Source organism: Sphingobium chungbukense (assembly GCF_001005725.1).
GTDB classification, from domain to species: domain Bacteria; phylum Pseudomonadota; class Alphaproteobacteria; order Sphingomonadales; family Sphingomonadaceae; genus Sphingobium; species Sphingobium chungbukense.
In genome coordinates this window covers 261,569-288,162 of the sequence record NZ_LBIC01000001.1, presented here as the reverse complement: position 1 = coordinate 288,162, position 26,594 = coordinate 261,569, and the positions used below count along the sequence as shown (strand labels likewise).

At 66.6% G+C, this 26,594-nt stretch carries 21 protein-coding genes and 1 riboswitch; of the genes, 15 read left to right on the top strand and 6 right to left on the bottom strand.

Annotation, left to right across the window (positions count from 1 at the left end; genetic code table 11):
• Nucleotides 1-57 precede the first annotated feature (57 nt).
• Entirely contained in the window at nucleotides 58-2,688 is a 2,631-nt protein-coding gene (locus tag YP76_RS01375) for a TonB-dependent receptor plug domain-containing protein (protein WP_046761823.1), read from the bottom strand.
• Between the two features lie 328 nt (nucleotides 2,689-3,016).
• Nucleotides 3,017-3,604 carry a TlpA family protein disulfide reductase gene (locus tag YP76_RS01370; protein ID WP_046761822.1) on the bottom strand — a complete coding sequence of 196 codons (588 nt, stop codon included), beginning with the start codon at nucleotides 3,602-3,604 and terminating at the stop codon, nucleotides 3,017-3,019.
• A gap of 43 nt (nucleotides 3,605-3,647) precedes the next feature.
• On the opposite strand from YP76_RS01370, the gene argH reads away from it, so the two are divergent.
• Genes argH through YP76_RS01345 form a run of 5 tightly spaced genes read left to right on the top strand, consistent with a single transcriptional unit; the run spans nucleotide 3,648 to nucleotide 8,313 of the window.
• Nucleotides 3,648-5,027 carry an argininosuccinate lyase gene (argH, locus tag YP76_RS01365; RefSeq protein ID WP_046761821.1) on the top strand — a complete coding sequence of 460 codons (1,380 nt, stop codon included), beginning with the start codon at nucleotides 3,648-3,650 and terminating at the stop codon, nucleotides 5,025-5,027.
• Nucleotides 5,024-5,290: a hypothetical protein gene (locus YP76_RS01360; protein ID WP_408640417.1), complete on the top strand. Its 267-nt coding sequence runs from the start codon at nucleotides 5,024-5,026 to the stop codon at nucleotides 5,288-5,290. Before argH ends, YP76_RS01360 begins: the two co-directional genes overlap by 4 nt.
• A gap of 49 nt (nucleotides 5,291-5,339) precedes the next feature.
• Nucleotides 5,340-6,605 carry a diaminopimelate decarboxylase gene (lysA, locus tag YP76_RS01355; protein WP_046761820.1) on the top strand — a complete coding sequence of 422 codons (1,266 nt, stop codon included), beginning with the start codon at nucleotides 5,340-5,342 and terminating at the stop codon, nucleotides 6,603-6,605.
• A complete protein-coding gene (locus YP76_RS01350; RefSeq protein WP_046761819.1) occupies nucleotides 6,605-7,363 on the top strand; it encodes a precorrin-2 dehydrogenase/sirohydrochlorin ferrochelatase family protein in 759 nt (252 codons plus the stop codon). The genes lysA and YP76_RS01350 overlap by 1 nt, the downstream gene beginning before the upstream one ends.
• Nucleotides 7,360-8,313, top strand: coding sequence for a zinc transporter ZntB (locus YP76_RS01345; protein WP_046761818.1), 954 nt, complete (start codon nucleotides 7,360-7,362; stop codon nucleotides 8,311-8,313). Before YP76_RS01350 ends, YP76_RS01345 begins: the two co-directional genes overlap by 4 nt.
• A gap of 29 nt (nucleotides 8,314-8,342) precedes the next feature.
• On the opposite strand, the gene YP76_RS01340 is transcribed toward YP76_RS01345, so the two are convergent.
• Complete coding sequence (locus YP76_RS01340) at nucleotides 8,343-8,966, bottom strand: response regulator transcription factor (protein WP_046761817.1); 624 nt, start codon at nucleotides 8,964-8,966, stop codon at nucleotides 8,343-8,345.
• 52 nt (nucleotides 8,967-9,018) lie between these two features.
• Nucleotides 9,019-9,654, bottom strand: coding sequence for a TetR/AcrR family transcriptional regulator (locus YP76_RS01335; protein WP_046762555.1), 636 nt, complete (start codon nucleotides 9,652-9,654; stop codon nucleotides 9,019-9,021).
• Nucleotides 9,655-9,767: 113 nt separating this feature from the next.
• Here YP76_RS01335 and YP76_RS01330 point away from each other — a divergent pair, with 113 nt between their 5' ends.
• From YP76_RS01330 to YP76_RS01320, 3 genes are read left to right on the top strand one after another with little or no spacing between them, the layout of a single operon-like run.
• On the top strand, nucleotides 9,768-11,291 hold the full coding sequence (locus YP76_RS01330) for an efflux transporter outer membrane subunit (RefSeq protein ID WP_046761816.1): 1,524 nt from the start codon (nucleotides 9,768-9,770) through the stop codon (nucleotides 11,289-11,291).
• Nucleotides 11,284-12,447 carry an EmrA/EmrK family multidrug efflux transporter periplasmic adaptor subunit gene (locus tag YP76_RS01325; RefSeq protein ID WP_046761815.1) on the top strand — a complete coding sequence of 388 codons (1,164 nt, stop codon included), beginning with the start codon at nucleotides 11,284-11,286 and terminating at the stop codon, nucleotides 12,445-12,447. The genes YP76_RS01330 and YP76_RS01325 overlap by 8 nt, the downstream gene beginning before the upstream one ends.
• A 12-nt stretch (nucleotides 12,448-12,459) precedes the next feature.
• Nucleotides 12,460-13,989 (top strand): DHA2 family efflux MFS transporter permease subunit, encoded by a 1,530-nt coding sequence (locus YP76_RS01320; RefSeq protein ID WP_046761814.1) that lies wholly within the window; start codon nucleotides 12,460-12,462, stop codon nucleotides 13,987-13,989.
• A 9-nt stretch (nucleotides 13,990-13,998) separates the two neighbouring features.
• Here the strand turns inward: YP76_RS01320 and YP76_RS01315 are convergent, their stop codons facing one another.
• A complete protein-coding gene (locus YP76_RS01315) occupies nucleotides 13,999-15,576 on the bottom strand; it encodes an ABC-F family ATP-binding cassette domain-containing protein (protein WP_046761813.1) in 1,578 nt (525 codons plus the stop codon).
• A gap of 184 nt (nucleotides 15,577-15,760) precedes the next feature.
• Here YP76_RS01315 and YP76_RS01310 point away from each other — a divergent pair, with 184 nt between their 5' ends.
• From YP76_RS01310 to cobA, 7 genes are all read left to right on the top strand, one after another.
• Nucleotides 15,761-16,339, top strand: coding sequence for an ANTAR domain-containing response regulator (locus tag YP76_RS01310; protein ID WP_046761812.1), 579 nt, complete (start codon nucleotides 15,761-15,763; stop codon nucleotides 16,337-16,339).
• On the top strand, nucleotides 16,339-17,541 hold the full coding sequence (locus YP76_RS01305; RefSeq protein WP_046761811.1) for a CmpA/NrtA family ABC transporter substrate-binding protein: 1,203 nt from the start codon (nucleotides 16,339-16,341) through the stop codon (nucleotides 17,539-17,541). Before YP76_RS01310 ends, YP76_RS01305 begins: the two co-directional genes overlap by 1 nt.
• Before the next feature lie 223 nt (nucleotides 17,542-17,764).
• Entirely contained in the window at nucleotides 17,765-19,006 is a 1,242-nt protein-coding gene (locus YP76_RS01300) for a nitrate/nitrite transporter (RefSeq protein WP_046762554.1), read from the top strand.
• A gap of 303 nt (nucleotides 19,007-19,309) precedes the next feature.
• Complete coding sequence (nirB, locus tag YP76_RS01295; RefSeq protein WP_046762553.1) at nucleotides 19,310-21,838, top strand: nitrite reductase large subunit NirB; 2,529 nt, start codon at nucleotides 19,310-19,312, stop codon at nucleotides 21,836-21,838.
• Nucleotides 21,839-21,843: 5 nt separating this feature from the next.
• The gene (gene nirD, locus YP76_RS01290; RefSeq protein WP_046761810.1) at nucleotides 21,844-22,179 is read left to right on the top strand and encodes a nitrite reductase small subunit NirD; all 336 of its coding nucleotides are present in this window, start codon (nucleotides 21,844-21,846) and stop codon (nucleotides 22,177-22,179) included.
• Between the two features lie 112 nt (nucleotides 22,180-22,291).
• Nucleotides 22,292-24,904: a nitrate reductase gene (locus YP76_RS01285; protein WP_046761809.1), complete on the top strand. Its 2,613-nt coding sequence runs from the start codon at nucleotides 22,292-22,294 to the stop codon at nucleotides 24,902-24,904.
• Nucleotides 24,891-25,673: a uroporphyrinogen-III C-methyltransferase gene (gene cobA, locus YP76_RS01280; protein ID WP_046761808.1), complete on the top strand. Its 783-nt coding sequence runs from the start codon at nucleotides 24,891-24,893 to the stop codon at nucleotides 25,671-25,673. Before YP76_RS01285 ends, cobA begins: the two co-directional genes overlap by 14 nt.
• On the opposite strand, the gene mobA is transcribed toward cobA, so the two are convergent.
• Nucleotides 25,663-26,184, bottom strand: a complete 522-nt coding sequence (mobA, locus tag YP76_RS01275) for a molybdenum cofactor guanylyltransferase (RefSeq protein ID WP_046761807.1) — start codon at nucleotides 26,182-26,184, stop codon at nucleotides 25,663-25,665. The genes cobA and mobA overlap by 11 nt on opposite strands.
• A gap of 78 nt (nucleotides 26,185-26,262) precedes the next feature.
• Nucleotides 26,263-26,476: riboswitch (cobalamin riboswitch) on the top strand.
• Nucleotides 26,477-26,594 lie beyond the last annotated feature (118 nt).

The following is a 26,594-nucleotide window of genomic DNA, read 5'->3' as shown; positions in this document are numbered from 1 at the left end:
CGGAAAGGGCCGGTCCCTTTTCCGGACCGGCCCTTCCTTCGTGACGCTGGGGAGCTTTTAGAATTTGAAGTCGAGGCGGGCGTAATAATAGCCGCCCGAGGTGCTGTAGGGACCGTGGCCGTAATAGCTGTTATAGGCGCCCGCCCCGTTGATATAGGGCGATACGCCCGCGCCCGGGGTCACGCCCTGCATCATCTTGGGTACTTCCGGTCGCTTGTTGAACAGGTTGTTCGCGCCCACCGAGAAGGTGACGGCATCGGTGAAGTCGTAGCTCGCCTCCAGATCGGTGAGCGCCGCCGCCTTGACCACGCCGTTGAAGTAGAGCTGGTTGGCGTTCACCCCGTTCACCAGAGCGCCGTCCGCAATCAGGAAGCCGCCTTCGGGAATGAAGCCGCCGGAAGGCGTGAACGCCGGACGGACCAGAGCGCTGGTCTTGCCGTAGAAGGTCTCGCGCAGGTTGAGCGCGAACTTCCCGCTCTTGAACAGGGCGCCCGCGACGATCTTATAGTCCGGGTTGGACCGTTCGATATTGCTTTCGGACGCCGCGTTGAAGATCGGATAGCCGACCTTGTTGTTGGTGATCTTCGTCTTGTTGTAGTTCGCCGTCAGCGACAGGTTCAGCGTGCCGAAGTCGAGCGCGACCGGATAGGCGGCCGAGAAATCGATGCCCCAGGTGCGGGTGTCGATGCCGTTGGTGAAGCTCGACACGCCGATCGTGCCGTTGGTGAACAGCGCGCTGTCAAGGACGATGCCCGCGGCGTTCAGCGCGTTCAATATGTCGGCGCCGCCCGGCTGCGGCACGCCGTTCAGGACAGCGTTGCGCGCTGCCGTGCCGGTGATGCGGTCCTTGATCTTGATGATATAGCCGTCGACCGTGATGGCCAGCTTGGGCACTGGCCGTAGCACGACGCCGGCCGAGAAATTCTTCGACTTTTCTGGCTTCAGGCTGCCGAAGCCCAGCAGCGCGGCGGCAGGCGTACCGGCGGGAAGCTGGGCGATGGCGCTGGTCGGGCCGACGTTGATGGTCGAATATTTCTGCTCCGCCAGCGTCGGCGCGCGGAAGCCGGTGCTGACCGTGCCGCGGACTGCGAAGGCAGGGCTGAAGTCGTAGCGCGTGGTGATCTTGCCGATGGTCGTGTCACCGAAGTCGGTATAATCCTCGTAACGGCCGGCAAGGTCGACGGACCAATGTTCGATCGGCTCCGCGATCAAGTTGACATAGCCCGCCCGCGAACTGCGGCGGAACTTGCCCGCGTCGGTCGCCTTGTATCCGGGGAAGGACTGAACGCCGGTCTTGTAGGTCGAATAATAATCGCCCGCGACGATCTCATAGGTGTCGCGACGATATTCGCCGCCGAAGGCGAAGGTGAGGGGGCCGGCCAGGCCGACCTCGAATTCCTTGCGGATGTCGGCGGTGACGGTGGTCTGGCTCAGGCGGAAGCCGCCGTCATAGGCCTTGTCCACCGTGTTGGGTTTGCCGATGCCCTGCAACGATGCGGCATAGCTTTCCTGCCAGACTTCGCGATGGGCCGAGCTTTCGGTCCAGATATCGTCCTTCTGATGGCCATAGGTGGTGCTGAGGTCGTAGTTCCAGCCCGAAACCTCGCCCTTGGCGCCGACGGTGAAGCTATATTCGTCCTCGATCACATGCTGGAGCGGAACCATGCCCCAGGTGCCGGTGTCGCCATAGCAGATGTTGGGATTATAGGCCGCGGGTGTGATGCTGCCGCCCAGATTGCCGGTTTCGTAGCAGATGCGCTTGGGATGGCGGTAGCCCTGCTTGGCATAGCCGATGCGGCGGGCATAATCGCCGAAGCTGTAGAGTTCGATGCCGCCGAAATCATAGCCCATATTGTAGAAGGCTTCGGTCAGATAGGTCTTGGGCTGGCCGCCGTTGATGCCCGACAGCGCGTCGCCGGCCAGGTTCGACCATTGGGCGGGCGTGTTGGGTTGAAGCGTGCCGTCCGGCTTGGTGATCTGCACCTGCCCGGTGCCGACGGTGGTGTAATCCTGGCGGCGGTGGAAGAGGCTGAGGTTGAAGAAGCCGTCCTCGCCCAGCTTGAAGCCCATATTGCCGGAGACGGAGAACAGCTCGCCCTCGCTGTCATAATATTGGCCGCCGGTGACCTTGAAGCTGCCGCCTTCGTTGTTGTCCTTGAGGATGAAGTTGATGACGCCCGCAATGGCATCCGTGCCGTAGACCGCCGCTGCGCCTTCCTGGAACACTTCGACGCGGGCGATGGCGTCCGGCGGGATCAGGTCGATGCTGGGCGCCGCCGAACCCTGGAACGCGCCGGAAATGACCTGGAGGATGCCGTTGCCGTGGCGGCGCTTGCCGTTGACCAGCACCAGCGTGTGGTTGGGGCTGAGGCCGCGCAGCCGGGCGGAGAGCGAGAAGCTGGAAAGGTCGGTGCCCTGCGTCTGTGCGGTGAAGCTGGGGACGATCTGGGTCAGCACCTGGTTGAGGTTCGGCTGGCCGACATGGCTGATCGCTTCCTGGCTCAAGACCTGGATCGGCGCGGCGCTTTCCGCGGCCTGCATGCCGACGGCGCGGGTGCCGGTGACGATGATGGCGCCGCCGTCATCGACCTGCGGCGCCTGCGCTTGCGGAACCTCCTGCGCCATCGCGCAGGCCGACCAGGACGAGGCCAGCACAAGTGAAAGGCGAAGAGCGGAAAATCGTGTCATCTATGCCCCCTGTTTGCATTTTATCCATGACAGGGGGATCAACGAACCAAGGGGACGGAACCCCTACTGCGCTGCACAAAAATTAAATGAATATGAAATATTTCTGCTCTGTTTCCCTAGAAAATCATCAATCTATGCTATGTTGCACGGCAACGTGACAAGGGATTGGGCGCATGTATCCGGGCGCATTTGCAATGCCTATGGCGTATTTCTGAAGGAAGTTCGTTTCAGTGGAATCCAAGCCATCTGTTTATATCGTCGTGCCGCTCCTGCCGCCGCAGGAGCATGCCGCGATTCCGTCAGCCAGGTGTGGGAAACCGGCATGATCTCAGCTCGCCATGGCTGCCTCGATGAGCGCGCGGCCTTCCTTGCTGTTCCAGTCCATCGCGCCGACCACCCGCACCATTTCCTTGCCCTTCGCATCGTAGATGACCGTCGTAGGCAGCATGCCGGTGTTGTAATGGAAGCCGAACTGGTTTTCCGGATCGATCCAGCCCTTGAGATGCGGCAGCGGATGCTTTTCGAAAAAGGGCTTGATCACCGCCTCGCCCTGATTGTCCTGGGAGATGGTGAGGACGGCGAGGCCCTTCTTGCCATAATCCGCGGCCACAGCGTCGAGCGTGGGCATTTCCGCGACGCAGGGCGCACACCAGGTCGCCCAGAGGTTGACCAGCATCGGCTTGCCCGAAAAATCGCTGAGCTTCGCGTCGCTGCCGTCCGGGTTCTGGAAGGTGAAGTCAGGGGTAGGGGTGCCGGCCTTCGACCTGTCGAGCGTATAGCTGAACTCGCCCCCCTTGCCCGGAATGCCGCTCTGCGCGGGCCCGGTCGCCTCGCCGCTGGTGGCTTTCGGCCCTTGCCCGGCGGGCGGCGATTGCTTATCGCACGCGCCAAGGCCAGCCAGCAGGAGCAGTGTCATTACGCAGGGTAAGGATGATCGCACGGGGAAAAGCTCCAACAGCATGTGGGGCGGACGCTTCGCGGCAGGTCCGGCTTCGGTCATGCGGGAGATAAATGCCTCCATCCCGTTCGACAAGCGCCTCTGGAAACAGGACATCGCCGGATCGAAGGCGCATGTCGCGATGCTGGCGAAACAGGGCGTCGTCGACGGTGAGGACGCGCAGGCGATCACCGAGGGGCTGAACCGCATCGCCGCCGAATATGAAGCCGACGGCGTGCCGGTCGATCTGGACCTGGAAGACATCCACATGGTCACGGAGTCGCGGCTGGCCGAGCTGATCGGTCCGACGGCGGGGCGGCTGCACACGGCGCGCTCGCGTAACGACCAGGTGGCGACCGATTTCCGCCTCTGGGTGCGCGACGCGATCGATGAGGTGGAGGCGGGGCTGGAGGGCCTTCAGGCGATGCTGCTCACCCGCGCCGAGGAACATGCCGATGCGGTGATGCCGGGCTTCACCCACCTTCAGTCCGCGCAGCCGGTGACGCTGGGCCATCACCTCATGGCCTATTATGAGATGGTCCGCCGCGACCGCAGCCGCTTTGCCGACGCCCGCGCGCGGCTCAACGAATGTCCGCTGGGCGCGGCTGCGCTGGCCGGAACCGGCTTCCCGATCGACCGTCATGCGACGGCGGCGGCGCTCGGTTTCGCCAAGCCGACCGACAACAGCCTCGACAGCGTGTCCGACCGCGACTTCGCGCTCGATTATCTGATGGCGGCGACCCAGTGCAGCCTGCACCTCTCGCGCCTGGCCGAGGAATTCATCATCTGGGCGAGCCAGCCCTTCGGCTTCATCAAGCTGCCCGACGCCTATTCGACCGGCAGCTCGATCATGCCGCAGAAGCGCAACCCCGACGCCGCCGAGCTGGTGCGCGGCCATGCCGGGCGGATCATGGGCTGCATGAACGCGCTCTGCGTCACGATGAAGGGCCTGCCGCTCGCTTATTCCAAGGACATGCAGGACGACAAGCCGCCGGTGTTCGAGGCGCACGACCTGCTGGGCCTCTCCATCGCGGCGATGACCGGCATGATCGAGACCGTGACGTTCCGTACCGACCGGATGCGCGGCCTGGCGGAGAGTGGTTTCGCCACCGCGACGGACCTTGCCGACTGGCTGGTGCGGGAAGGCGGCATTCCCTTCCGCGAGGCGCATCATATCACCGGCCGCGCGGTCGCGGCGGCGGAGGTGGCCGGCGTGCAGCTCGCCGATCTGCCCATCGAGACGTTGAAGGCCATTGATGCGCGGATCGATGAGCGTATCTATGCGGTGCTGACGGTCGATGCCTCGGTCGCCAGCCGCAAGAGCCATGGCGGCACCGCCCCCGATCAGGTGCGGGCGCGGATCGCCGAGGCGCGCAAGGACTTGGAAGGGCCGAAGACGTGACGATCGCACGGATTGCCAGGGGAGTTGCGCTGGCCGGGCTGGCATTGGCGCTTGCGTCCTGCGGCGGCCGTCAGCCGCTCAAACCCGTCGCGGGGCAGAAATTGCCCGCCGTGCCCGTAGGCGCGGCCACGGCACCGACGGCGGCCCAGCTCACCGCGCCTTCGATCCAGGCGCGGCCGGAACGGAATGTCGAACTGCTGACCCAATCGAAGGTGCGCGGCGAGGACGAATTCGATCTGCCGCCCGAGAGCGAGCCTCGTTAAGGTTTTGGCGTTGGTTTTCGGCGCTCAAATTTCTCTAGGATAGACTGACTTGGACCATTTCAACTATGTCGACGGCGCGATGCTTGTGGAGCAGGTGCCGGTGGCGGAGATCGCCGCGCAGGTCGGCACGCCCGTCTATATCTATTCGACCGCGACCCTGACCCGCCATGTCGGCGTGTTCCGCGACGGGCTGTCGCAGCTTGCCGATCCGCTGATCGCCTTCGCGGTGAAGGCCAATCCCAACGCCGCCGTGCTGGCGACCCTGGCCAAGCTGGGCCTCGGCGCGGACGTTGTGTCGGCGGGCGAATTGCTGCGCGCCATCGCGGCGGGCATTCCGGCCGACCGCATCGTCTTCTCCGGCGTCGGCAAGACGGCGGACGAAATGCGCATCGCGCTGGAGCAGGGCATCTACCAGTTCAATCTGGAGAGCGAACCGGAAGCGGAGATGCTGTCCGAAGTGGCGCTGTCGATGGGCAGGAAGGCTCCGGTCGCCTATCGCATCAATCCCGATGTCGACGCGGGCACCCATGCCAAGATTTCCACCGGCAAGTCGGAGAACAAGTTCGGCATCCCCTATGACCGCGCGCTGGCCAGCTATGCCGCCGCCCGCGACCTCCCCGGCCTCGACGTGCAGGGCGTGGCGGTGCATATCGGCAGCCAGCTCACCGACCTCAATCCGCTGGAAGCCGCCTTCATCAAGGTCGGCGCGCTGATCGAGAAGCTGCGCGGCGAAGGCCATGACATCCGCACCGCCGACCTCGGCGGCGGGCTTGGCGTGCCCTATGATCCTTCGCAGCCCTTGCCGCCCAGCCCTGCCGATTATGGCGCGATGGTGACGAAGGTGACGCAGGGCTGGAACGTCCGCCTGATGTTCGAGCCGGGCCGCCTGATCGTCGGCAATGCGGGCGTGCTGCTGTCGCAGGTGGTGCGGGTGAAGCAGGGCGCGCAGGCCCCGTTCGTGATCGTCGACGCGGCGATGAACGACCTGCTGCGGCCCAGCCTCTACGACGCCTGGCACGACATCCGCGCCGTCCATCCCAAGGGTAGCCGTGCCGCCGCCAATGTCGTCGGCCCGGTCTGCGAGACGGGCGACACCTTCGCCATGCACCGCGACATGGATGTGGTGGGCGCGGGCGACCTGGTCGCCTTCATGACCGCGGGCGCCTATGGCGCGACCATGGCGAGTACCTATAACAGCCGCGCCCTGACCCCCGAAGTGCTGGTGTCGGGCGACAAATGGGCCGTGGTCCGCGCCCGTCCGCCGATCGAGGCGCTGATCAACGGGGACAGCATCCCGGACTGGGTGAATAGCTGATGCAAAGCCTGCCCGTCTTCCTGCGGTTGACGGGCAAGCCCGTGATACTGACCGGCGAAGGCGAGGCTGCGGACGCCAAGCGCCGTCTGCTGGAGCGGGCGGGCGCGCGTGTCGTGGGTGAGACGCAAGAGGCGGCGCTCGCCATCGTGTCGGACGGCGATGCGGCGACCGTGGCCAGGCTTCGGGCCAGGGGTATCCTCGTCAACGCGACCGACCGGCCGGATCTGTGCGATTTCACCCTGCCCGCCATCATTGACCGTGATCCGGTGCTGATCGCCATCGGTACGGGCGGCGCCTCGGCAGGGCTGGCCAAGGCGCTGCGCCAGCGGATCGAAGCCTTGCTGCCCGCGCGACTGGGAAATCTGGCCGTCGCCCTCCACGAGGCACGCGATGCCATCCGGGCCCGCTGGCCGGAGGCGGCGGCGCGGCGGCGGGGGATCGACGCCGGGCTGGCGGCGGGCGGGCCGATCGACCCGCTGTCCGACAAGGCCGTCGACGCCATGCCCGATTGGCTTGCCGACAATGCGGATGCCGCCGCCGACCGGCTGGAAACCATCCGGCTGCTGTCCTCCGATCCCGACGACCTGACCCTGCGCGCCGCGCGTCTGCTGGGGGAGGCTGACCGCATCTACCATGCGCCCGATGTGCCTGCGGCGATCCTCGACCGCGCACGGGCCGACGCGGTGCGTATTCCGGCTGCGGTCAAGCCCGAAGCACCGGGCGAGGGCCTGTCGCTCTGGCTGGAGACGATGGCATGAGCCGGGTCTTCCTCTTCGACGGTGGCAAGGCGCATGAAATCTCGCTGGAGGATTTCTGCGCACGGACGCAGGATGCGCCCTTCAGCTGGGTCCATGCCGATGGCTGGCGGGAGGATGCCCGCGCTGTCGCGGCTCGTTGCGACCATATGCCCGAAGCCGCGCTGTCCGCGCTGTTGGCGCAGGAAACCCGGCCGCGCTGCACGCTGATGGCGCATGGCGCGCTGGTGAACCTGCGCGGGCTGGGCGCGACGGAGGAGGATGTGGGCGACCCGCTCGTCTCGATCCGCCTGTGGGCCGAGCAGGCGCGCGTCATCTCCGTCAGCTACCGCCCGCTTGCCGCGATGGAGCCGGTCAGGCGGCAGATGCTGGGCGGCCTCATCCGCGATCCGGGCGACCTGATCGCCGCCTTCGCGCAGCAGATCACCGAAGCGCTGGATCCGGAGGTCGCGGAACTGGGCGACGGCCTGGACGAGATCGAAAGCGCGCTGACGGAACATGGCCCGGCCGAGGCGCGGCGGCGCGTGTCGGAAATCCGGGCGACGGCGATCAGCTATCGCCGCTTCATCGCCCCGCAAAGGCAGGCGCTGGAAAGATTGTCCGCCGCCGACACGCCCTGGCTGGAGCCCGACGACCGGCTGCACTTGCAGGAAGCCGCCGACCGCTGCGCCCGCATGGCCGAGGAACTGGAAGCGGTGCGCGAACGATCGGCGCTCGCCCATGAAGAGCTGACCGACCTGCGCGCCGAGCAGATGAACCGGCAGGCGCTGATCATTTCCGTCGTGGCGCTGGTCTTCCTGCCGCTGACCTTCCTGACCGGCCTGCTCGGCATGAATGTGGACGGAATCCCCTATGCCCATCAACCCTGGGCCTTCTGGGGGGTGGTCGGGGTATGCGTGGCCATGGCGGCGGGGATTGGCGGCTGGTTTGCCGCCACCCAATGGTTGAAGTGAAAAAAGGGGCTGGGGTGAACTGAAGCGGGTCAGTTGCGTGCGGCGTTGAGCCGCGCGATCTCGTCGTGCAGCGCCTGGATCGAGGATACCAGACGCGCCCGATCCGCCTGCATCTCCGCCAGCGCGTCGCGCGTTTCGCCCAGTTCCAGCGCGCGGCGCGCGATGCGGGCGTCCAGTTCTGCATTGTGCCGGGTCAGTTCGCCCATCTGCTCCGCCCGCGCGCACAGATGCCGCAGCCGCGCGTCGAGCAGGTCGAAATCATAGGGCTTCACCACATGATCGTCGGCGCCGGCCTCCAGCGCCTCGACGGCGGAAACCCTGTCCTGCCGTCCGCCGATCATCACGAAGCAGGCGCTGGTCCCAAGGCCCGCCGCGCGGATCTTGCGCATGGTGGCGATGGCCGGCAGCAGGGTCAGCCCCATGTCGATCAGGATGATGTCCGCCGGCCGCGTCACCAGCATGCCCAGCGCGGAAAAGCCGGTTTCGGCAAGCGCCACGTCATAGCCCAGATGCGACAGCCGCCGCGCCACCACCGCGCGGGAGGTGGCGTCCTCATCGATCAGCAACAGGCGCAGCCGCCGCCCCGTTCGCGGGGCTTCCAAGGCCTCTTCCTGCTCGGTCCGGCGAATCGCATCGCGCTTCCAGAATTGCATGACGTCCCACCTCCTGCGGCGCGCAGGGTAGGACGGGCGCGCAAAGAAATGGTTAACGCGCGCGCGGCGCCACCGGGTCGGGCGCATAGGTCCGCATGAAGCAATCGAGCGCCACGGCGACATCGGCGGCGATCTGTTCCTGCGTTGCCTGCGGGATCAGGCCCAGCATCAGCATCTGGTGACAGCCCGACATCAGCAGCACCGTATAGGTGCGCGCGGACAGCAGGGGATCGGCGGTCCGCAACAGGCCGCGGGTCATGGCACGCTCCAGGAATTCCGCGATCAGACGGCGCGTATGGAGCGGCCCATATTCGTGGAAGATCGCTCCGATTTCGGGAAAGCGCGCCGCTTCCGACAAGACCAGCCGGTTCAGTGCGATCGCCGTGGGCGAGGTGACCTTCTGCAGCAGGTTGAGCCCCAGCCGTTCCAATGTCGTCCGAAGATCGCCACAGGGGTCGAGCAGTTCGGCCAGTTGCGCGCGATAGGCGGTGGTCGCTTCATCCAGAACGGCGGCGAACAGTGCCTCCTTGGAGGGGAAGTAGCTCCACAGCGTACCCTTCGATCCGCCCAGTTCGGCGGCGATCGACGACATGGTGGTGGCCGCATAGCCATGGGTCAGGAAAGACCGCGCCGCGACCTCCATGATCGCCTTGCGCCGGTCGCGCCGGCGTGCCTCCCGGCGGCTCATCAAAGGGGTGTCGGACGGTGTCATAAAATCGTACCATATAGTACGTCATTTCAGTTGACAAGGATTCGCAACGGGCGCAAAGGCCATTTTCATACTCTTTGGTACGGTTTGATATGTCCGTGAGTCGTCCCTTCAAACGCTCTCCCCTTTTCCAGCCTGCCGCGCCCCTGCTGCTGCTGTCCGCCTGCGCCGCCGTGCCTGACCTCGGCCCCCAGCCGGTCGTGCGCGCGCCCGACAGCATCGCCGCGCAGCAGAGCCTCGCCGCCGACAATGTGGCGCAATGGCCGTCGGAGGGCTGGTGGAAGGCCTATGGCGATCCGCAGCTCGACGCGCTGATCGAGGAAGGGCTGAAGGGGTCGCCCGATGTGACCATCGCCGCTGCCCGGTTCGCCCAGGCCAATGCGGTCGTGCAGCAGTCCGGGGCGCCGCTGCTGCCTTCGGTCGATCTCGACGCGAAGACCGGCGTCACCAAATCCAGCTATAATATGGGCATGCCCAAGGAATTCGTGCCCAAGGGCTGGCTGGGCACCGGGCAGGTGGCGCTGAATTTCGGCTTCGATCTCGATCTGTGGGGCAAGAATCGCGCTGCGCTGGCGGCCGCCACGTCGGAGGCGCAGGCGGCGCGCATCGACGCGCGGCAGGCGCGGCTGGCGCTGGCGACCGGCGTGGCTGACGCCTATGCCGACCTTGCCAAACTCTACGACGAGCGTGATATTCAGGCCCGCGCCCTGGAAATCCGCACCGCCAGCCAGAAACTGGTGGCGGACCGCCGCGCCAACGGGCTGGAGACGCGTGGCAGCGAGCGGCGGGCCGATGCCACCGTTTCCTCCGCCAAGGCACAGCTTGCCGGGGCGCAGCAGGCGATCGCGGTCCGCCAGCATCAGATCGCCGCGTTGATCGGCGCGGGGCCTGATCGGGGTCTCGCCATCGCCCGGCCGCAACTGGGCAAGCCGGGGCCGCTCGGCCTGCCCGCCGATGTCACCACCAATCTGGTCGCCCGCCGTCCGGATATCGCGGCGGCGTTGGCCCGGACGGAGGCGGCGGCCAGGCGGATCAAGGTGGCGCGCGCCGATTTCTTCCCCGCCATCCGCCTCAGCGCGCTGATCGGCGTGCAGTCGCTGGGTTACCAGACCCTGCTTCAGGGCAGCCAGTTCGTCGGGGGACCAAGCCCCTTCACGGACACGCTGTTCAAGAAGGATTCGCTGTTCGGCAATGCGGGACCGGCGGTCAGCCTGCCGATCTTCCACGGCGGCGCGCTCAGCGGTCAGTATCGCGGCGTGCGGGCCGCCTATGACGAGGCTGTGGCCTCCTACGACAAGACCGTGCTCGGCGCCTATCAGCAGGTGGCCGACGCGGTGACCGGACGCCGTACGCTCGACCAGCGACTGGCCGACGCGCGCGCCGCTCTGACGGCGTCGGAAGAGGCCTATGGCATTGCCCGCCAGCGCTATGAAGGCGGGCTCAGCACCTATCTTGACGTGCTGAATGTCGAGGACCAGCTTCTCGCCGCCCGCCAGACCGTCGCGGAGCTGGAGGCCAGCGCCTTCACGCTCGACATTGCCCTCATACGTGCGCTGGGTGGCGGTTTTGCCGCCAGCGACGCCCAACAGTTGCCCAAGGATGTCCCCCATGGCTGACGCCAAGCCCGAATTCACCGCCGAAGCGAGCCAGGCCGAAAACGCGGCCGATGCCGCCATGCAGCGGCAGGAAACCCGCAGGAAATGGCTGGTGCGCCTCGCGCTGGCGGTGCTGCTCGTCGGGGCGGTCTATGCGACCTGGTATCTGCTCGTCGGCCGCAACCATGTCAGTACCGACAATGCCTATGTGAACGCGGAAGTGGCCCAGGTGACGCCGTTGATCTCCGCCCAGGCGGTCGAGGTGCTGGTGACCGACACCCAGGCGGTGAAGCGCGGCGACATATTGGTGAAGCTCGACCCCACCAACGCCCGCATCGCCGTGGCGCAGGCGGAGGCCGACCTTGCCGAGGCGAAGCGCCGTTTCCGCCAGGCCGTGGCGACCAGCGGATCGCTGGCCGCGCAGGTCGATGCCCGCGCCGCCGACATCAACCAGGCCCGCGCCCAGCTCGCGACGGCGCAGGCCGATTTCGACAAGGCCCGCATCGACCTGCGGCGGCGCGAGGCGCTGGCGCCGAACGGCGCCGTCTCGGGCGAGGAACTGACCAGCGCGCGCAAGGGCTATGCGGCCGCGCAGGCGGCGCTCGATCTGGCGAAGGCCGGGGTGGCGACGGCGGAAGCGACGCGCGGCGCGGCCAGTGGGCAGCTTGCCGCCAACGACGCGCTGGTGCGCGGATCGACCGTCGACACCGATCCCGCCGTGCTGGCCGCCAAGGCGAAGCTGGACAATGCCCGGCTCGACCTTGGCCGTTCCGTCATCCGCGCGCCGATCGACGGCGTGGTGACGCGGCGGCAGGTGCAGGTCGGCCAGCGCGTCGCGCAGGGCACGCCGATCATGAGCATCGTGCCGCTGACCCAGGTCTATGTCGACGCCAATTTCAAGGAACGCCAGCTCGGCCGGGTCAAGGTCGGCATGCCCGCCACGGTCACGTCGGACCTTTATGGCAGCGGCGTCGTCTATCATGGCAAGGTCGTCGGCTTCTCCGGCGGCACCGGAGCCTCCATGGCGCTGATCCCGGCGCAGAACGCCACCGGCAACTGGATCAAGGTGGTGCAGCGCCTGCCCGTGCGCATCGCGCTCGATCCCAGGGAACTGGCCGAACATCCGCTGCGGGTCGGCCTCTCCATGGAAGCCGAGATCGACCTTTCCGGCCAATAAGGAAGCCCGCTGGTGAGCCGCCCTGCCGAGACATTCTCGCTTCTGTCGCCCCGTCACCGTCTGCTGGCGGGGCTGACGCTGGCGCTCAGCAATTTCATGGTCGTGCTCGACCTCACCATCGCCAATGTGTCGGTGCCCCATATCGCCGGCAATCTGGGCATTTCGGCCGATCAGGGCACCTGGATCATCACCAGCTATGCCGTGGCGGAGGCGATCTGCGTGCCGCTGACCGGCTGGCTGTCGCAGCGCTTCGGCGCGGTGCGGCTGTTCATCCTGGGCATGGTGGGTTTCGGCCTGTTCTCGCTATTGTGCGGCCTGTCGATGAGCCTCGGCATGATCGTGGCGTGCCGCATCGGCCAGGGCCTGTGCGGCGGGCCGCTGATGCCGATGTCGCAGACGCTGCTGATGCGCATCTTCCCTCCCGATCAGCGCGGCCGCGTCATGGGGCTGTGGGCGATGACGACGCTCCTCGGCCCGGCCATGGGGCCGATCGTCGGCGGCTATATCAGCGACAATTGGAGCTGGCACTGGATCTTCTTCATCAACCTGCCGATCGCGGTGCTGTGCGTCTTTTCCGCGCTGGTGCTGCTGCGGCCGGTGGAGACGGTCCGGGTGAAGCTGCCCATCGACTATATCGGCCTGGCGCTGCTGGTCTTCTGGATCGGTTGCCTCCAGATCATGCTGGACATCGGCCGTGACCGCGACTGGTTCGGCGATCCGCTGATCGTCATGCTGGCGGTGCTGGCGGCGATCGGCTTCTGCGTCTTCATCATCTGGGAACTGACGGAGGAACATCCGATCGTCGACCTGCGCGTGTTCCGCCATGTCGGCTTCACCTCCGGCGTGTTCACGCTGGCGCTGTGCTTCGGCGCCTATTTCGCGGGCATCGTCGTCATCCCGCAATGGTTGCAGATTTCGATGGGATACACCGCCGCCTGGGCGGGCCTCGCGACCGCATTCACGGCGATGAGCGCCATCTTCGTGGCGCCGATTGCCGGGCGGCTGGTCAGCAAGGCCGACGTGCGCATCATGATTTCCGGCGCGGTCGTCTGGATCGGCCTCATGACGCTATGGCGGGCGCACTGGACCACCGATGCGGATTTCTGGACGATCGCCTTGCCGCAACTTGTCCAGGGTTTCGGCATGCCCTTCTTCATGATCCCGCTGACGACGCTGACCCTGGGGTCCGTCCGGCCGGAAGAAACGGCTTCGGCCGCGGGTATGCAGAATTTCCTGCGCACGCTGGCGGTTGCCATTTCCACCTCTCTCGTGCTGACCGGCTGGGGTGACGGACAGCGCATATCGCGCAACGAGATGGTCGGCAGGCTCAACGCCGATACGACCATCGCCGACCTCACGAGCCGTGGTTTTTCGCCGGATCAGGCGCGGCAGATGGTGGCCAATCTGGTCGATGCGCAGGCGCAGGTGGTGTCGATGGACCATGTCTTCTTCATCGCCGCGCTGGTGCTGTTCCTGGCCGCTGCGGTGGTGTGGCTCGCCCCGCGCCCGACCGGAACGGTCGACCGCTCGGCCGCGCATTGAGCGGATCGTCTATCCCAGCCTGACCTTGCGCGTGACGCCGATCGCTTCCAGAAAGGCGGTGTCATGGCTGATGACGATCAGCGCCCCGTCGAAGGCGGCAAGACCCTGTTCGACGGCGGCGATGGAATCGAGATCGAGGTGATTGGTCGGCTCGTCCAGCATCAGCAGCGGTGGCAGGCTGTCTCCACCCAGCACGCAGGCAAGGCCCGCGCGCAGAAGCTGCCCGCCGCTCAATGTCCCCACCTTTTGCAGCGCCAGATCGGCCCGGAAGCGGAAACGGGCCAACGCCGCGCGTATGGCATTGTCGCTTGCCTGCGGATGCAGCCGTGCGAAATTGCCGGCGATGCTGGCCTGCGGGTCGAGCAGGCCGACGCGCTGGTCGAGCAGGGCGCAGTCCACCGATAGCTGCACCGTGCCGGACAAGGGCGGTAACTGGCCCGCGATCAGCTTCAACAGCGTCGATTTGCCCGCGCCGTTGGGGCCGGTGATGGCGATCCGTTCCGGCCCGGAGACGCGCAGGCTGAACCCGCGCAGGACCGGCGCGTCGGGTCGATAGCCCGCCGTCACATCCTCCAGCCGCACGATCGGTCGGTCCGCCGACACGCCGGTGGGGGGCAGGGCGACGGTCAGGCTCTCGACGATCTCGATGCGCCCGCGCGCGGCCTGTGCCGCCGCTGCCGCATCGCGGCCCAGCCGCTCCGCCAGCCGTGCGGCCTCTCCGCCGGAGCCTTCCGCCCGGTTCTTGCGCATGCCGATCAGGATGCGCGGCATGTCGCCCTTCGCGCCCTTGCGCGCGCCGGCGGCGTCACGGCGCTGCTTGCGTTCGGCCGCGACCTGTGTCCGGCGGGCGATGTCCTTCACGCGCCGCTCCGCTTGTTCCAGCGCCTGTCCGGCGGCGGCCAGTTCGATCGCCTTGCGCTCGCGATAGGCGGTCCAGTTGCCGCCATGGCGACGGATGCCCAGGCTCGTCAGCTCGGCGATCGCCTCCATCGCCTCCAGCAGGGCGCGGTCATGGCTGGCGACGATCGCGCCCGCCTTCCATCCCCCAAGCAGGTCGACCAGGGCGGCGCGTCCTTCCGCATCCAGATTGTTGGTCGGCTCGTCCAGCAGCAGGAAGTCGGGCCGCGCAAACACTGCCGCTGCCAGTGCCGCGCGGCTGCGCTGGCCACCGGATAGCTGGAGCAGCGGCGTATCGGCGTCGGCCGCCAGCCCAACGGCCGCCAGCGCTTCCTCGATCCGCCCGGGCAGCGTCCAGTCGCAGGCCTCCAGTTCCGCCATATCGGCCTCGCCGCGCTCCGCCTTGCCAAGCAGGGCGATCTCGCCGCGCACGCCGAACAGGTCGGCGATCCGTTCCTCCGGCGCGACCTGCACCGTCTGGCGCAGCGTCGCCACGCTGCCATCGACCTGCACCATGCCGCTGCCAGGCATCCCGGTTCCGGCGATCAGCCCAAGCAAGGTCGACTTGCCGACGCCATTGCGCCCGACAAGGCCGAGTCGTTCGGTCGTGAAACGGAAATTCAGGTCCGAAAGGACGGGAATGCCGTCAGGGGTGGACCAGTTGAGTTGGGAAATGGTGATGGAGGGCACGGACGAAAACTTTCCTGACGGCAGAGCAATTGGGCTTTGCGATCAGATGCTTGTCCATGATGGGGTCCTCCGGGAAACGCCGCGCCTTGATACAGGGGCAGGCCGTGTCTGGCAACCGCTGCATGGCGCGCCTGATTGACGCGGCGCAGCATCGCGGTCAGTGAGTGGCAAAAAGGTGGGGTCCATGCGAATCGTCATCATCGACGACAGCGGCCTGCGTGCGACGGTCCTGGAAGAAGGGCTGCGCGAGGCGGGCTATGACGATATTCACATCGTCCCGCCGCGCGGCGGCTTCGTCGCGCGGGTGGAACGCATGGCACCCGACGTGGTGCTGATGGACCTGGGCAGCCCCAGCCGCGACACGCTGGAGGAGATGCTGACCGTCAGCCGCGCGCTGGCCCGGCCCATCGCCATGTTCGTCGACCAGTCGGACGACTCCATGATCGGCGCCGCCATCGACGCGGGCGTCTCCGCCTATGTCGTCGACGGGCTGCGCAAGGAACGGGTGAAGCCGGTGCTGGAACTGGCGGTGCGGCGCTTCAACGCCTTCGCCCGGCTCCAGAGCGAACTGGACGAGGCGCGCACGGCGCTGTCCGACCGCAAGATCATCGACCGCGCCAAATCCATATTGATGAGCCAGCGGGGCCTTGGCGAGCCGGAGGCCTATGCGCTGCTGCGGTCGAGCGCGATGAATCAGGGGAAGAAGATCGTGGATGTCGCCCAGGCCCTCATCACGGCCAGCGATTTGTTGGGAGGAGTGTGATGACGACCGACCTGCGCATCGCCTTCCTGCCGCTGACCGACGCCGCCGTGCTGGCGGTGGCGCGGGAAAGGGGCTTCGCGGAGGAGGAGGGGCTGCATCTGGACCTCGTCCGCACGACGAGCTGGGCGACGTTGCGCGACCGGCTGGTGTTCGGGCAGGTGCAGGCGGCGCATATGCTGGCGCCGCTCGCCGTCGCCGTGACGCTGGGATTGAGCCAGCAGGCCGCGCCGCTCTCCGCCCCCTACAAGCTCAACGTCAACGGCAACATGCTGGTGATGGCGAGCGAATTCGCGCAGGCGCTGGACCCCGACATATCGGCGCGGCTCGACGATCCGCTGGGCACGGCGCATGATTTCGCCGCCGCCATCGGCCTGTGGAAACGCAAGCCGGTGATCGGCGTCGTCCACCGCTTTTCCAGCCATTCGGTGATGCTGCGCTACTGGCTGGCGAGCGCGGGCGTCGACCCGGACCGTGACGTGGTGCTGCGGGTGCTGCCGCCGTCGCTGACGGTGGAGGCGATGCGCGCCGGGGAGATTGACGGCTTCATCGCGGGCGAACCCTGGGGCAGCGCGGCGATCGATGCGGGCCTCGCTGAAACGGTGGCGATCGGTGAGCGCATCTGGCGGCGGGGGGTGGAGAAGATACTTGCCTTCCGCACGCCCTGGCTGGAGGAAAATCCCGATAGCGTCGACCGGCTGCTGCGGGCACTGGCCCGCGCCGCAACCTGGTGCGACGCGCCGGAGCATCATGAGGCGCTGGCGCATCTGCTCTCGCAACCGCACTATGTCGACCAGCCGGCCGAGGTTATCCTGCGTGCCTTGTCCGGCAGGATAGTGCCGCGTGTCGACATGGCGCCGATGGGCATGCCCGATTTCATGCTCTTCTCGCGCGAGGCGACGCCCTTTCCGTGGCGCAGCCAGGCGCTGTGGATCTATTCGCAGCTCGTCCGGTGGAAGATGGTGGAGCATAGCGCGGACAACGCCGCCAAGGCCGCATCGGTCTTCCGCCCGGACATTTTCCGCCGCGCGCTGGCCGACAGCGACGTGGCGATACCGGGCGCCAGCATGAAGGTGGAAGGGGCGGTGGCCTCTCCGCTGGCGGTGGGGTCGAAGCGGGGCGGACTGACATTGGGGCCGGACCGCTTTTTCGATGGCCGCGTGTTCGACCCCGAACGGATCGAGGATTTCCTCGCCGGTTTCTGACCCGTTGGCGGCTTCCCATTTTGTGCCTTGCAACATGAAGCGATTCGCGGGATAACATAAGAGTCGCGCGACGAAGCGCGTTTTACAGGATGAGCCCTTCCCAAGGCTGGGATCGCGTTCTCCTTCAGATTTTGCAGCAAAGCCGCTGGCCGGATTTCGTGAAGAACGAGGTCCGGAAGCGGCTTTTTTTGTGTCCAATTCACAAGGATTGAAGGACGTCATCATGGCAACTGCTTATTGGGATAGCCCGGAAGGGGAGGGGGAGACCGGCCAGACCAGCTTCTGGAAGGCCGGGCACACGCCGACCCTGATCGCCGCTTTCCTGTATTTCGACCTTGCCTTCATGGTGTGGGTGCTGCTGGGGCCGCTGGCGCCTTCCATCTCCAAGACGCTGGGCCTGACGCCCGCGGAAAAGGGCCTGATGGTGGCCGTGCCGACGCTGGCAGGCGCCATATTGCGCGTGGTCAACGGCCTGCTGGTCGACCGTATCGGCTGCAAGCAGGCGGGCGCGATCAGCCAGGTCATCGTCATCCTGGGCCTGTTCACGGCCTGGTTCCTGGGCGTCAACAGCTTCGGCGGCACGCTGGCGCTGGGCGTGATCCTGGGTTTTGCGGGCGCGAGCTTCGCGATCGCGCTGCCGCTCGCCAGCCGCTGGTATCCGGCCGAGCATCAGGGCAAGGCCATGGGGCTTGCGGGCATGGGCAATTCGGGCACGGTGCTGGCTTCGCTGTTCGCGCCGCTGCTGGCCAAGGCGTTCGGCTGGAACGCGGTGCTGGGCTTGGCCTGCATTCCGCTGACCATCGTCTTCGTCATTTATATGCTGATGGCGAAGAACGCGCCCAACGCGCCTGCGCCCAAGAAATTGGTCGATTATTTCCATCCGCTGAAAAGCGCTGACGCCTGGTGGCTGATGGGCTTCTACGCGGTGACCTTCGGCGGTTTCGTGGGCCTTGCCGCCTCGCTGCCGATCTATTTCACCGACCAGTTCGGCCTGACCCCGGTGGTCGCGGGCTATTGCACGGCGGGCTGCGTGTTCGCCGGATCGCTGGTCCGTCCGATGGGCGGCGCGCTGGCCGACCGGATCGGCGGCGTCAAGGCGCTGATGATGGTCTATATCATGGCCGCGCTGGCGCTGGCCGGGGTTGCCTATGCGCCGACGCTCTTCTCCGCGCTCGGCTTCTTCGTCGCCGCGATGCTGGCGCTGGGCGTCGGCAACGGTTCGGTCTTCCAGCTCGTGCCGCAGCGCTTCGCGCAGGAAATCGGCGTCATGACCGGCCTGGTCGGCATGGCGGGCGGCATTGGCGGCTTCTACCTCGCCTCGTCGCTGGGCATCGCCAAGCAGTTCACCGGCAGTTTCGCGCCCGGCTTCCTGATCTTCGCGGGGCTGGCCCTGGTCGCGTTCCTCGGCATCTCGCTGGTCCGTGCCCGCTGGCGTGCGACCTGGACCGGCGCCGCCCGCATCTGATCGCGCATGAACGGGTAGGAGAGGAGGCGGCGGCCCGTGACAGGCCGCCGCCCATTTTTTGCGTCTGCGATAAGGCGCGGCGGGCATCGGCGTAAAATACATCGCAGCGCGAGGAATCGCTTGACGCGAATCGTCAGAAGAATATGCTGCAATGCAAAGGACAGGGTTGTCCTTCTTCCATAGCCGCGCTGGTCCAGGGACGGATCGGCAAAGCGCAAATGATGGCAAGGCCGCCATCCAGACCTCTGGGTTCAAAGCCCAGGGGTCCGGATGGCGGCCTTTTTCTTTTTCTGGAGTCAAGGGATGGATTTTCAGAACAACGGACCGGAAACGGCGAACGAAGAGGACATCTTCGTGCCGTCCGAGGATGTTCGGGAACATCTGGTTGTCGTGGGCAACGGCATGGCCGGTTGCCGCGCAGTCGAGGAACTGCTGGCGCGCGACAAGGATCGCTATCGCGTCACCATCTTCGGCGCGGAACCCTATGTGAACTATAACCGCATCATGCTCTCGCCGGTTCTGGCCGGGGAAAAGAGCTTCGATGACATCATCATCAACAGCCGCGATTGGTACAGCGAGAATAATATCGAGCTGATCGCGGGTGATCCGGTGACGGCCATGGACCGCGCCGCCAAGACCGTCACGAGCCATTCGGGTCGCACCGTCGGCTATGACAAGCTGCTGATCGCCACCGGGTCGGACCCCTTCATCATCCCGGTTCCGGGGAAGGATCTGCCCGGTGTCATCAGCTTCCGCGACATGAAGGATGTCGACACCATGCTGGAGGCCGCAAATAACGGCGGCAGCGCGGTGGTGATCGGCGGCGGCCTGCTCGGGCTGGAAGCCGCGCACGGCCTGACTCTGCGCGGCATGAAGGTGACGGTCATCCACCTGATGGACACGCTGATGGAGCGGCAGCTCGACGAAGCGGCGGGCTGGTTGCTCAAGAGCGCGCTGGAAGGACGCGGCCAGACCATCCTGACCGGCGCCAACACCGAAGCCATTTATGGCGACGGCAAGGTCGAGGGCGTACGCCTCAAGGACGGCACCGAAATCCCGGCGAACCTGGTGGTGATGGCGGTGGGCATCCGCCCCTCGACCGCTCTGGCCCGCGAAGCCGGGCTGGAGGTCAATCGCGGTATCAAGGTCGACGACCACATGGTGACCAGCGACCCCGATGTCCTGGCGGTCGGTGAATGCGTCGAGCATGACGGCAATGTCTACGGCCTTGTCGCGCCGCTGTGGGAGATGTGCCGCAGCCTCGCTGACGGCCTGACCGACCAGCATACGGGCTATAAGGGCTCGGTCACCTCGACCAAGCTCAAGGTCGCGGGGCTGGACGTCTTCTCCGCCGGTGATTTCTCCGGCGGCGAAGGTTGCGAGGACATCGTCCTGCGCGACGCCTCCCGCGGCGTCTACAAGCGCGTCATCGTCAAGGACGACAAGATCGTCGGCGCGGTGCTCTATGGCGATACCGTCGATGGCGGCTGGTATTTCGACATGCTCAAGCGCGAAGAGGATGTCGCGGACATTCGCGATCTGCTGATCTTCGGTCAGGCTTATGCGGCTCTTGGCGCCTCGGGAGGGGGCGCGCTGGACCCTAAGGCGGCCGTTGCGGCGCTCTCGGACGATGCCGAGATCTGCGGCTGCAACGGCGTCAGCAAGGGCCAGGTCGTCGCCTGCATCGAAAAGGGCGCGTGCAGCCTCGATGCGGTGCGCGCCACCTGCAAGGCGTCGGCAAGCTGCGGAAGCTGCACGGGTCTGGTCGAAAATCTGCTGGCGGTGGTGCTGGGCGATGACGTCCAGTCCGGGCCGAAGACGATGTGCAAATGCACCAGCTTCACCCACGACGACGTCCGCCGCGAGATCGTGGCGCAGAATATGCGCTCCATCCCCGAGGTGATGCAGTTGCTGCACTGGTCAACCCCGGACGGCTGTTCCTCCTGCCGCCCAGCGCTGAACTATTATCTGCTCTGCGCGCTGCCCGGCGAATATCAGGACGACCAGCAGAGCCGCTTCGTGAATGAGCGCATGCACGCCAATATCCAGAAGGACGGCACTTATTCGGTCGTTCCGCGCATGTGGGGTGGTCTTACCAACCCGCGTGAATTGCGCGCCATTGCCGATGTGGTCGAGAAATATGATGCGCCGATGGTGAAGGTCACCGGCGGCCAGCGCCTCGACATTTTCGGCATCAGGAAGGAAGACCTGCCCGCCGTCTGGGCCGACCTCAATGCCGCGGGCATGGTGTCGGGTCACGCATACGGCAAGTCGCTGCGCACGGTGAAGACCTGCGTCGGCAGCGAATGGTGCCGCTTCGGCACGCAGGACTCGACCGGCCTTGGCGTCAAGATCGAGCGGATGACCTGGGGGTCGTGGATGCCCCACAAGTTCAAGATCGCGGTGTCGGGCTGCCCCCGCAACTGCGCGGAGGCGACGATCAAGGATTTCGGCGTGGTCTGCGTGGACTCGGGCTATGAACTGCATGTCGGCGGCAATGGCGGCATCCATGTCCGCGCCACCGACCTGCTGTGCAAGGTCGCGACCGAGCAGGAGGCGATGGACTATTGCGCCGCCTTCACCCAGCTCTATCGCGAGGAGGCGCGCTATCTGGAGCGCACCGCGCCGTGGATCGAGCGGGTCGGCGTGGACTATATCAAGCAGCGCATCGTGGAAGACGAAGCGGGCCGCGAGGCGCTCCGCAGCCGCTTCCTCTATTCGCAGAGCTTCAGCCAGGAAGACCCCTGGGCCCAGCGCGCAGCGGGTGCGGACAGCGAACTGCACCAGCCGCTTGAACCCCCAATGCCCTTTGGCGCCATCGCTGCGGAGTGAACGACATGACCGATTGGATCGACATCGGAACGCTGGCCGACATTCCCCAGCGTGGCGCCCGCACGGTGCAGATTGCAGGCGAGAAGGAAATCGCGGTGTTCCGCACCGGTGACGACCATGTCTTCGCGCTGGTCAACGAATGCCCGCACAAGAAAGGCCCGCTGAGCCAGGGCATCGTGCACGGCCACAGCGTCGCCTGTCCGCTGCACAACTGGAACATCGCCCTGAAAACAGGCGAGGCGCAGGGCAATGACGAGGGCTGCACGCCGACCATAGAGGTCAAACAGGAAGGCGGTCGCATCCTGATCGCCCGCCTGGCCTCGCTCAAGGCGGCGGCATGAGCTTCCGGTCCCTGCTCTTGCCGGCAGGGGCCAGGGTGGAGGGGGTGTGCTGGTCATCCCTTGCGGCACGCACCTCCACCCAATTCTCTCTCAAGGAAGATGAGGTAAGGGCATGACTCAGGCCATCCGCACCACCTGCGCCTATTGCGGCGTCGGCTGCGGCATCTCGGCCACGCCGACCGGCCCGCGGTCGGTCACGATTCTGGGCGATGAGGCGCACCCGGCCAATGGCGGGCGCCTCTGCTCCAAGGGCACGCATCTGGGCGAGACTGTGGGGCTGCAAGGCCGCCTGCTTGCGCCCATGATCGGCGCCAAGCGGGCAAGCTGGGACAAGGCGCTGGACCTTGTCGCGAAGAAGTTCCGCGAAACCGTCGAACGCCACGGCCCCGACAGTGTGGCTTTCTACGTCTCCGGCCAGTTGATGACCGAAGATTATTATGTCGCCAACAAGCTGATGAAGGGCTTTATCGGCTCGTCCAATATCGACACCAACAGCCGCCTCTGCATGTCGAGCGCCGTCGCCGGGCACAACCGGGCGTTCGGTGAAGATGTCGTGCCCGCCAGCTATGACGATCTGGAGGAAGCGGACCTGATCGTGCTGGTCGGCTCCAACACCGCCTGGTGCCACCCGATCGTCTATCAGCGCATCCAGGCGGCCCGCGCCGCGCGCGGCACCAGGCTGGTGGTGATCGACCCGCGCCGCACCGAAACCTGCGAAGGCGCGGACCTCCATCTGCCGGTGAAGCCGGGAACCGACGTCGCGCTGATGAACGGCCTGCTGGCATGGTGCGACGCAGAGGGCGTCACCGATCCCGCTTTCCTCGCTGAGCATGTCAATGCGCCTGAAGGCTTCTGGGAGCATATCCGGAGCGGCCACGACCTCTGGACCACCGCGAAAACCTGCGACATCGCCCCCGCGCTGCTGGAACAGTTCTACAAGCTGTTCGCCGCGACCCCGCGCACCGTCACCATGTTCAGCCAGGGCATCAACCAGTCGATCCGCGGCACCGATCAGGTCAACGCGATCATCAACGTGCACCTCGCCACTGGTCGCATCGGCAAGCCGGGCGCGGCGCCCTTCTCGATCACTGGCCAGCCCAACGCCATGGGCGGGCGCGAGGTCGGCGGCCTTGCCTCGACGCTGGCGGCCCATATGGACTTCGCCCCGGACAATGTGGAGCGCGTCGGCCGCTTCTGGGCCGCGCCGGCCATGGCGACCAGGCCGGGCCTCAAAGCCGTCGACCTGTTCCGCGCGATCAACGAAGGCCGGATCAAGGCGCTTTGGGTGATGGCGACCAACCCCGCCGTGTCGCTGCCCGATGCGGGCCGCGTGCGCGAGGCGTTGCAGGCGGTTCCCTTCCTCGTCGTGTCAGACATCATGGCGGACACCGACAGTTCCACCCATGCCCATGTCCGCCTGCCCGCCGCAGGCTGGGGGGAGAAGGACGGCACCGTCACCAATTCGGACCGCACCGTCAGCCGCCAGCGGCCCTTCCTCGCGCTGCCGGGGGAGGCCAGGCCCGACTGGTGGATCGTCAAGGAAGTCGGCCGCCGCATGGGTTGGCGCAACGCCTTTGCCTATGACCGGCCCGCCGACATCTGGCGCGAACATGCGCGCCTCACCGCCTATCAGAATGATGGCGCGCGCGTGCTGAACCTGCGCCGCCAGGCGACCATCAGCAATGATGCCTATGACGCCATGGAACCGTTCCGCTGGGGTGGCGAAAGGCCCTTCTCCGACGGCCGCTTCCCGACGCCGGACGGCAAGGCGCGGCTGGTGCTGACGAAGCAGATGGAGATTCAGGAGCCGCTGAAACAGTGGCCGATGACGCTCAACACCGGGCGCTATCGCGACCAGTGGCACACGATGAGCCGCACGGGCCTGTCCCCGAAACTCGCCCGCCATCGCGAGGAACCGCTGGTGGAAATCCACCCGCAGGATGCCGAGTTACTGGGCATCGCCGACCGCGATCTGGCCCGCGTCCAGACCGCGCAGGGCAACAGCCTCTTCCGCGTCGCGATCAGCGAAGGCCAGCGCCTGGGGGAAATCTTCACCCCCATCCACTGGACCGACCAACAGGCGAGCGGCGGCCGCACCGGCCTGCTCCCGCGTCCGCTGGTCGACCCGCATTCGGGCCAGCCCGGCTTCAAGTCCACCCCGGCCAGCGTCGAGAAGGTGGCGACCGAATGGAAGGGCTTCCTGATCCTGCGCGGCGACGAGCCGGTGAAGCTGCCCTGCCTCTGGTCGACGCGGATCACTGTGCCCGGCGGCGCGCTCTATGAGATTGCGGGCAATGGCGACCCGGCGCGGCTCGATGCCTTCCTGCCCAAGGGCGACCGTGTCGAGGCGATGGACGCCTCGCGCGGCACCCGGCGCATCGCGACGATCAGCGAAGGCAGGCTGAACGGCGTGCTGTTCGTGACCCGCACCGGCCTGCTGCCCTCGCGCGACTGGCTGATCCGGCAACTGGAGACCGAAGGGGTGGGCGGCTCCGTCCTCGCGGCGCGCGGCCCCGGCAGCCAGCCGGATAAGGGCGCGACCGTCTGCGTCTGTTTCGACATCGGCCTCAACCAGATCGTCGCGGCGATCCGCGAACAGCAACTGGTCAACGTGGCCGCCGTCGGCAAGGCGCTCGGCGCCGGGACCAATTGCGGGTCCTGCCGTCCGGCCATCGCCAATATCCTCGCCCAAGCCCAGCAGGAGACGCTCCATGCAGCCGAATGACCTGATCGCCCCCGGTGAAGTCTGGCTGGTCGGCGCAGGGCCGGGCGATCCGGACCTGCTGACCCGCAAGGCCGAAAAGCTGATCGCGGCGGCCGAAATCGTCTTCTACGATGCGCTGGTCGGGCCGGGCGTGCTCGACCTCATCCCGCAAGGCGTGGAACGGGTCAGCGTCGGCAAGCGCTCGGGCCGCCATTCGAAGGCACAGGAAAGCATCAACGACCTGCTGCTGGCAGCGGCAAAGGCGGGCAAGCGCGTCGTGCGCCTCAAGGGCGGCGACCCCTCGGTCTTCGGCCGCTCGGCGGAGGAGATGGCGCATCTGGCAGCGGACGGTATCCGCTTCCGCATCTGCCCCGGCATCACCACCGCCAGCGCGGCGGCGGCGAGCGGCCATGCCTCGCTCACCCTGCGTGGCGTCGCGCGCGGGCTGACGCTGGTGACGGCGCATCTCAAGGCTGGCGAGCCGTTGAAGCTGGATTGGGCTTCGCTGGCCAGCGCGGGCAGCACGCTCGGCATCTATATGGGCCGCGCCGCCGCCGGAGAAATCAGCCGCTCGCTGATCGCCGCCGGGCGCGATCCCGAAACGCCGGTGATGGTGGCGGTCAATGTCTCGCTGCCTCATGAACGGCTGATCCGCGGCAAGCTCTCCGCGCTGGCCTTCCTGGTGCAAACGATCAGCGACGAACACCCGACCCTGCTGCTGATCGGCGAGGCGGTGGCATCCACCCATGTTCCGGCGGACATCGCGGCGGGCGTCGCCGTCAAGGCTTGAGGATCAACCTCTCCAGATCCTCGGGCCGGTTGATATTGGGCAGCACGAACTCCGGCCGCTCGACGATCCGCGCGCCGATCCGCTCCAGCCAGCCATAAATGGAGCGGTTATTCTCCTCGGCCAGATGCGCGTCCAGTTCTGCCGCCAATGAAACGGGCCAGAACCCCGCTAATTGCTGCCCTTTCAGGACCGCCGCGCCGTCCCCGATCAACGCTCCCGCCAACCCTTCGGGATAGACCGGAACGTCGCACCCGGTCGTCAGCACCGCGTCATAGCCCCGCGCCGCCGCATGATGCAGCGCCGCATTCAGCCCGCCCAGCGGCCCCATATCCGGCGCCGGGCGATCCGCCAGCCCGCCCTCGCGCCCGCAGATCACGACGCTTTCCACATGGGGAGCGATGGACGCCACCGCATGATCCAGCAAGGTCCGCCCGGCCAGCATCGCCTGCGCCTTGTCGCTACCGAAGCGGCTGGAGCGCCCTCCGGCCAGCACCGCGCCCAGCAATCGCATCCCGTCCCTCCTCAACCCGCTTGGCAGAAGCCCTGCTTTCCCTTATGGCGCGCGGCGCGGACGGGGCAAAGCCTCGACCGCAAAGAAGATCGCGCCGGTGCCCGAAAGGGCTGAAAACGGGAATGCGGTGCGGACGGGCAACCGTCCAATTCCGCGGCTGTCCCTGCAACTGTAAGCGGTGAGCGCGATGCACTTCGGTCGCAAGACCGGCCACTGGACGCCAAGTCCGGGAAGGCGTGCATCGCCGCATTGACCCGCGAGCCAGGAGACCTGCCGGCGCATGGTCGCTCTTGCCCTGGTCCAGGGGTTGGCCAAGGCACGGTGTTTTCCGTCTGAGCGACGAAGCGGCGCAGGGCCGCATCGGTGCGGGGGCGGCACTGGCGTCGGCTGTCCCCTGTCCCGACCGCGCG

Coding starts and splice junctions, on each gene's coding strand:
- YP76_RS01375 (WP_046761823.1), bottom strand. CDS start 2,688: ATGACACGATTTTCCGCTCTTCGCCTTTCACTTGTGCTGGCCTCGTCC.
- YP76_RS01370 (WP_046761822.1), bottom strand. CDS start 3,604: ATGACACTGCTCCTGCTGGCTGGCCTTGGCGCGTGCGATAAGCAATCG.
- argH (WP_046761821.1), top strand. CDS start 3,648: ATGTGGGGCGGACGCTTCGCGGCAGGTCCGGCTTCGGTCATGCGGGAG.
- YP76_RS01350 (WP_046761819.1), top strand. CDS start 6,605: ATGCAAAGCCTGCCCGTCTTCCTGCGGTTGACGGGCAAGCCCGTGATA.
- YP76_RS01345 (WP_046761818.1), top strand. CDS start 7,360: ATGAGCCGGGTCTTCCTCTTCGACGGTGGCAAGGCGCATGAAATCTCG.
- YP76_RS01340 (WP_046761817.1), bottom strand. CDS start 8,966: ATGCAATTCTGGAAGCGCGATGCGATTCGCCGGACCGAGCAGGAAGAG.
- YP76_RS01335 (WP_046762555.1), bottom strand. CDS start 9,654: ATGAGCCGCCGGGAGGCACGCCGGCGCGACCGGCGCAAGGCGATCATG.
- YP76_RS01330 (WP_046761816.1), top strand. CDS start 9,768: ATGTCCGTGAGTCGTCCCTTCAAACGCTCTCCCCTTTTCCAGCCTGCC.
- YP76_RS01325 (WP_046761815.1), top strand. CDS start 11,284: ATGGCTGACGCCAAGCCCGAATTCACCGCCGAAGCGAGCCAGGCCGAA.
- YP76_RS01310 (WP_046761812.1), top strand. CDS start 15,761: ATGCGAATCGTCATCATCGACGACAGCGGCCTGCGTGCGACGGTCCTG.
- YP76_RS01305 (WP_046761811.1), top strand. CDS start 16,339: ATGACGACCGACCTGCGCATCGCCTTCCTGCCGCTGACCGACGCCGCC.
- YP76_RS01300 (WP_046762554.1), top strand. CDS start 17,765: ATGGCAACTGCTTATTGGGATAGCCCGGAAGGGGAGGGGGAGACCGGC.
- nirB (WP_046762553.1), top strand. CDS start 19,310: ATGGATTTTCAGAACAACGGACCGGAAACGGCGAACGAAGAGGACATC.
- nirD (WP_046761810.1), top strand. CDS start 21,844: ATGACCGATTGGATCGACATCGGAACGCTGGCCGACATTCCCCAGCGT.
- YP76_RS01285 (WP_046761809.1), top strand. CDS start 22,292: ATGACTCAGGCCATCCGCACCACCTGCGCCTATTGCGGCGTCGGCTGC.
- cobA (WP_046761808.1), top strand. CDS start 24,891: ATGCAGCCGAATGACCTGATCGCCCCCGGTGAAGTCTGGCTGGTCGGC.
- mobA (WP_046761807.1), bottom strand. CDS start 26,184: ATGCGATTGCTGGGCGCGGTGCTGGCCGGAGGGCGCTCCAGCCGCTTC.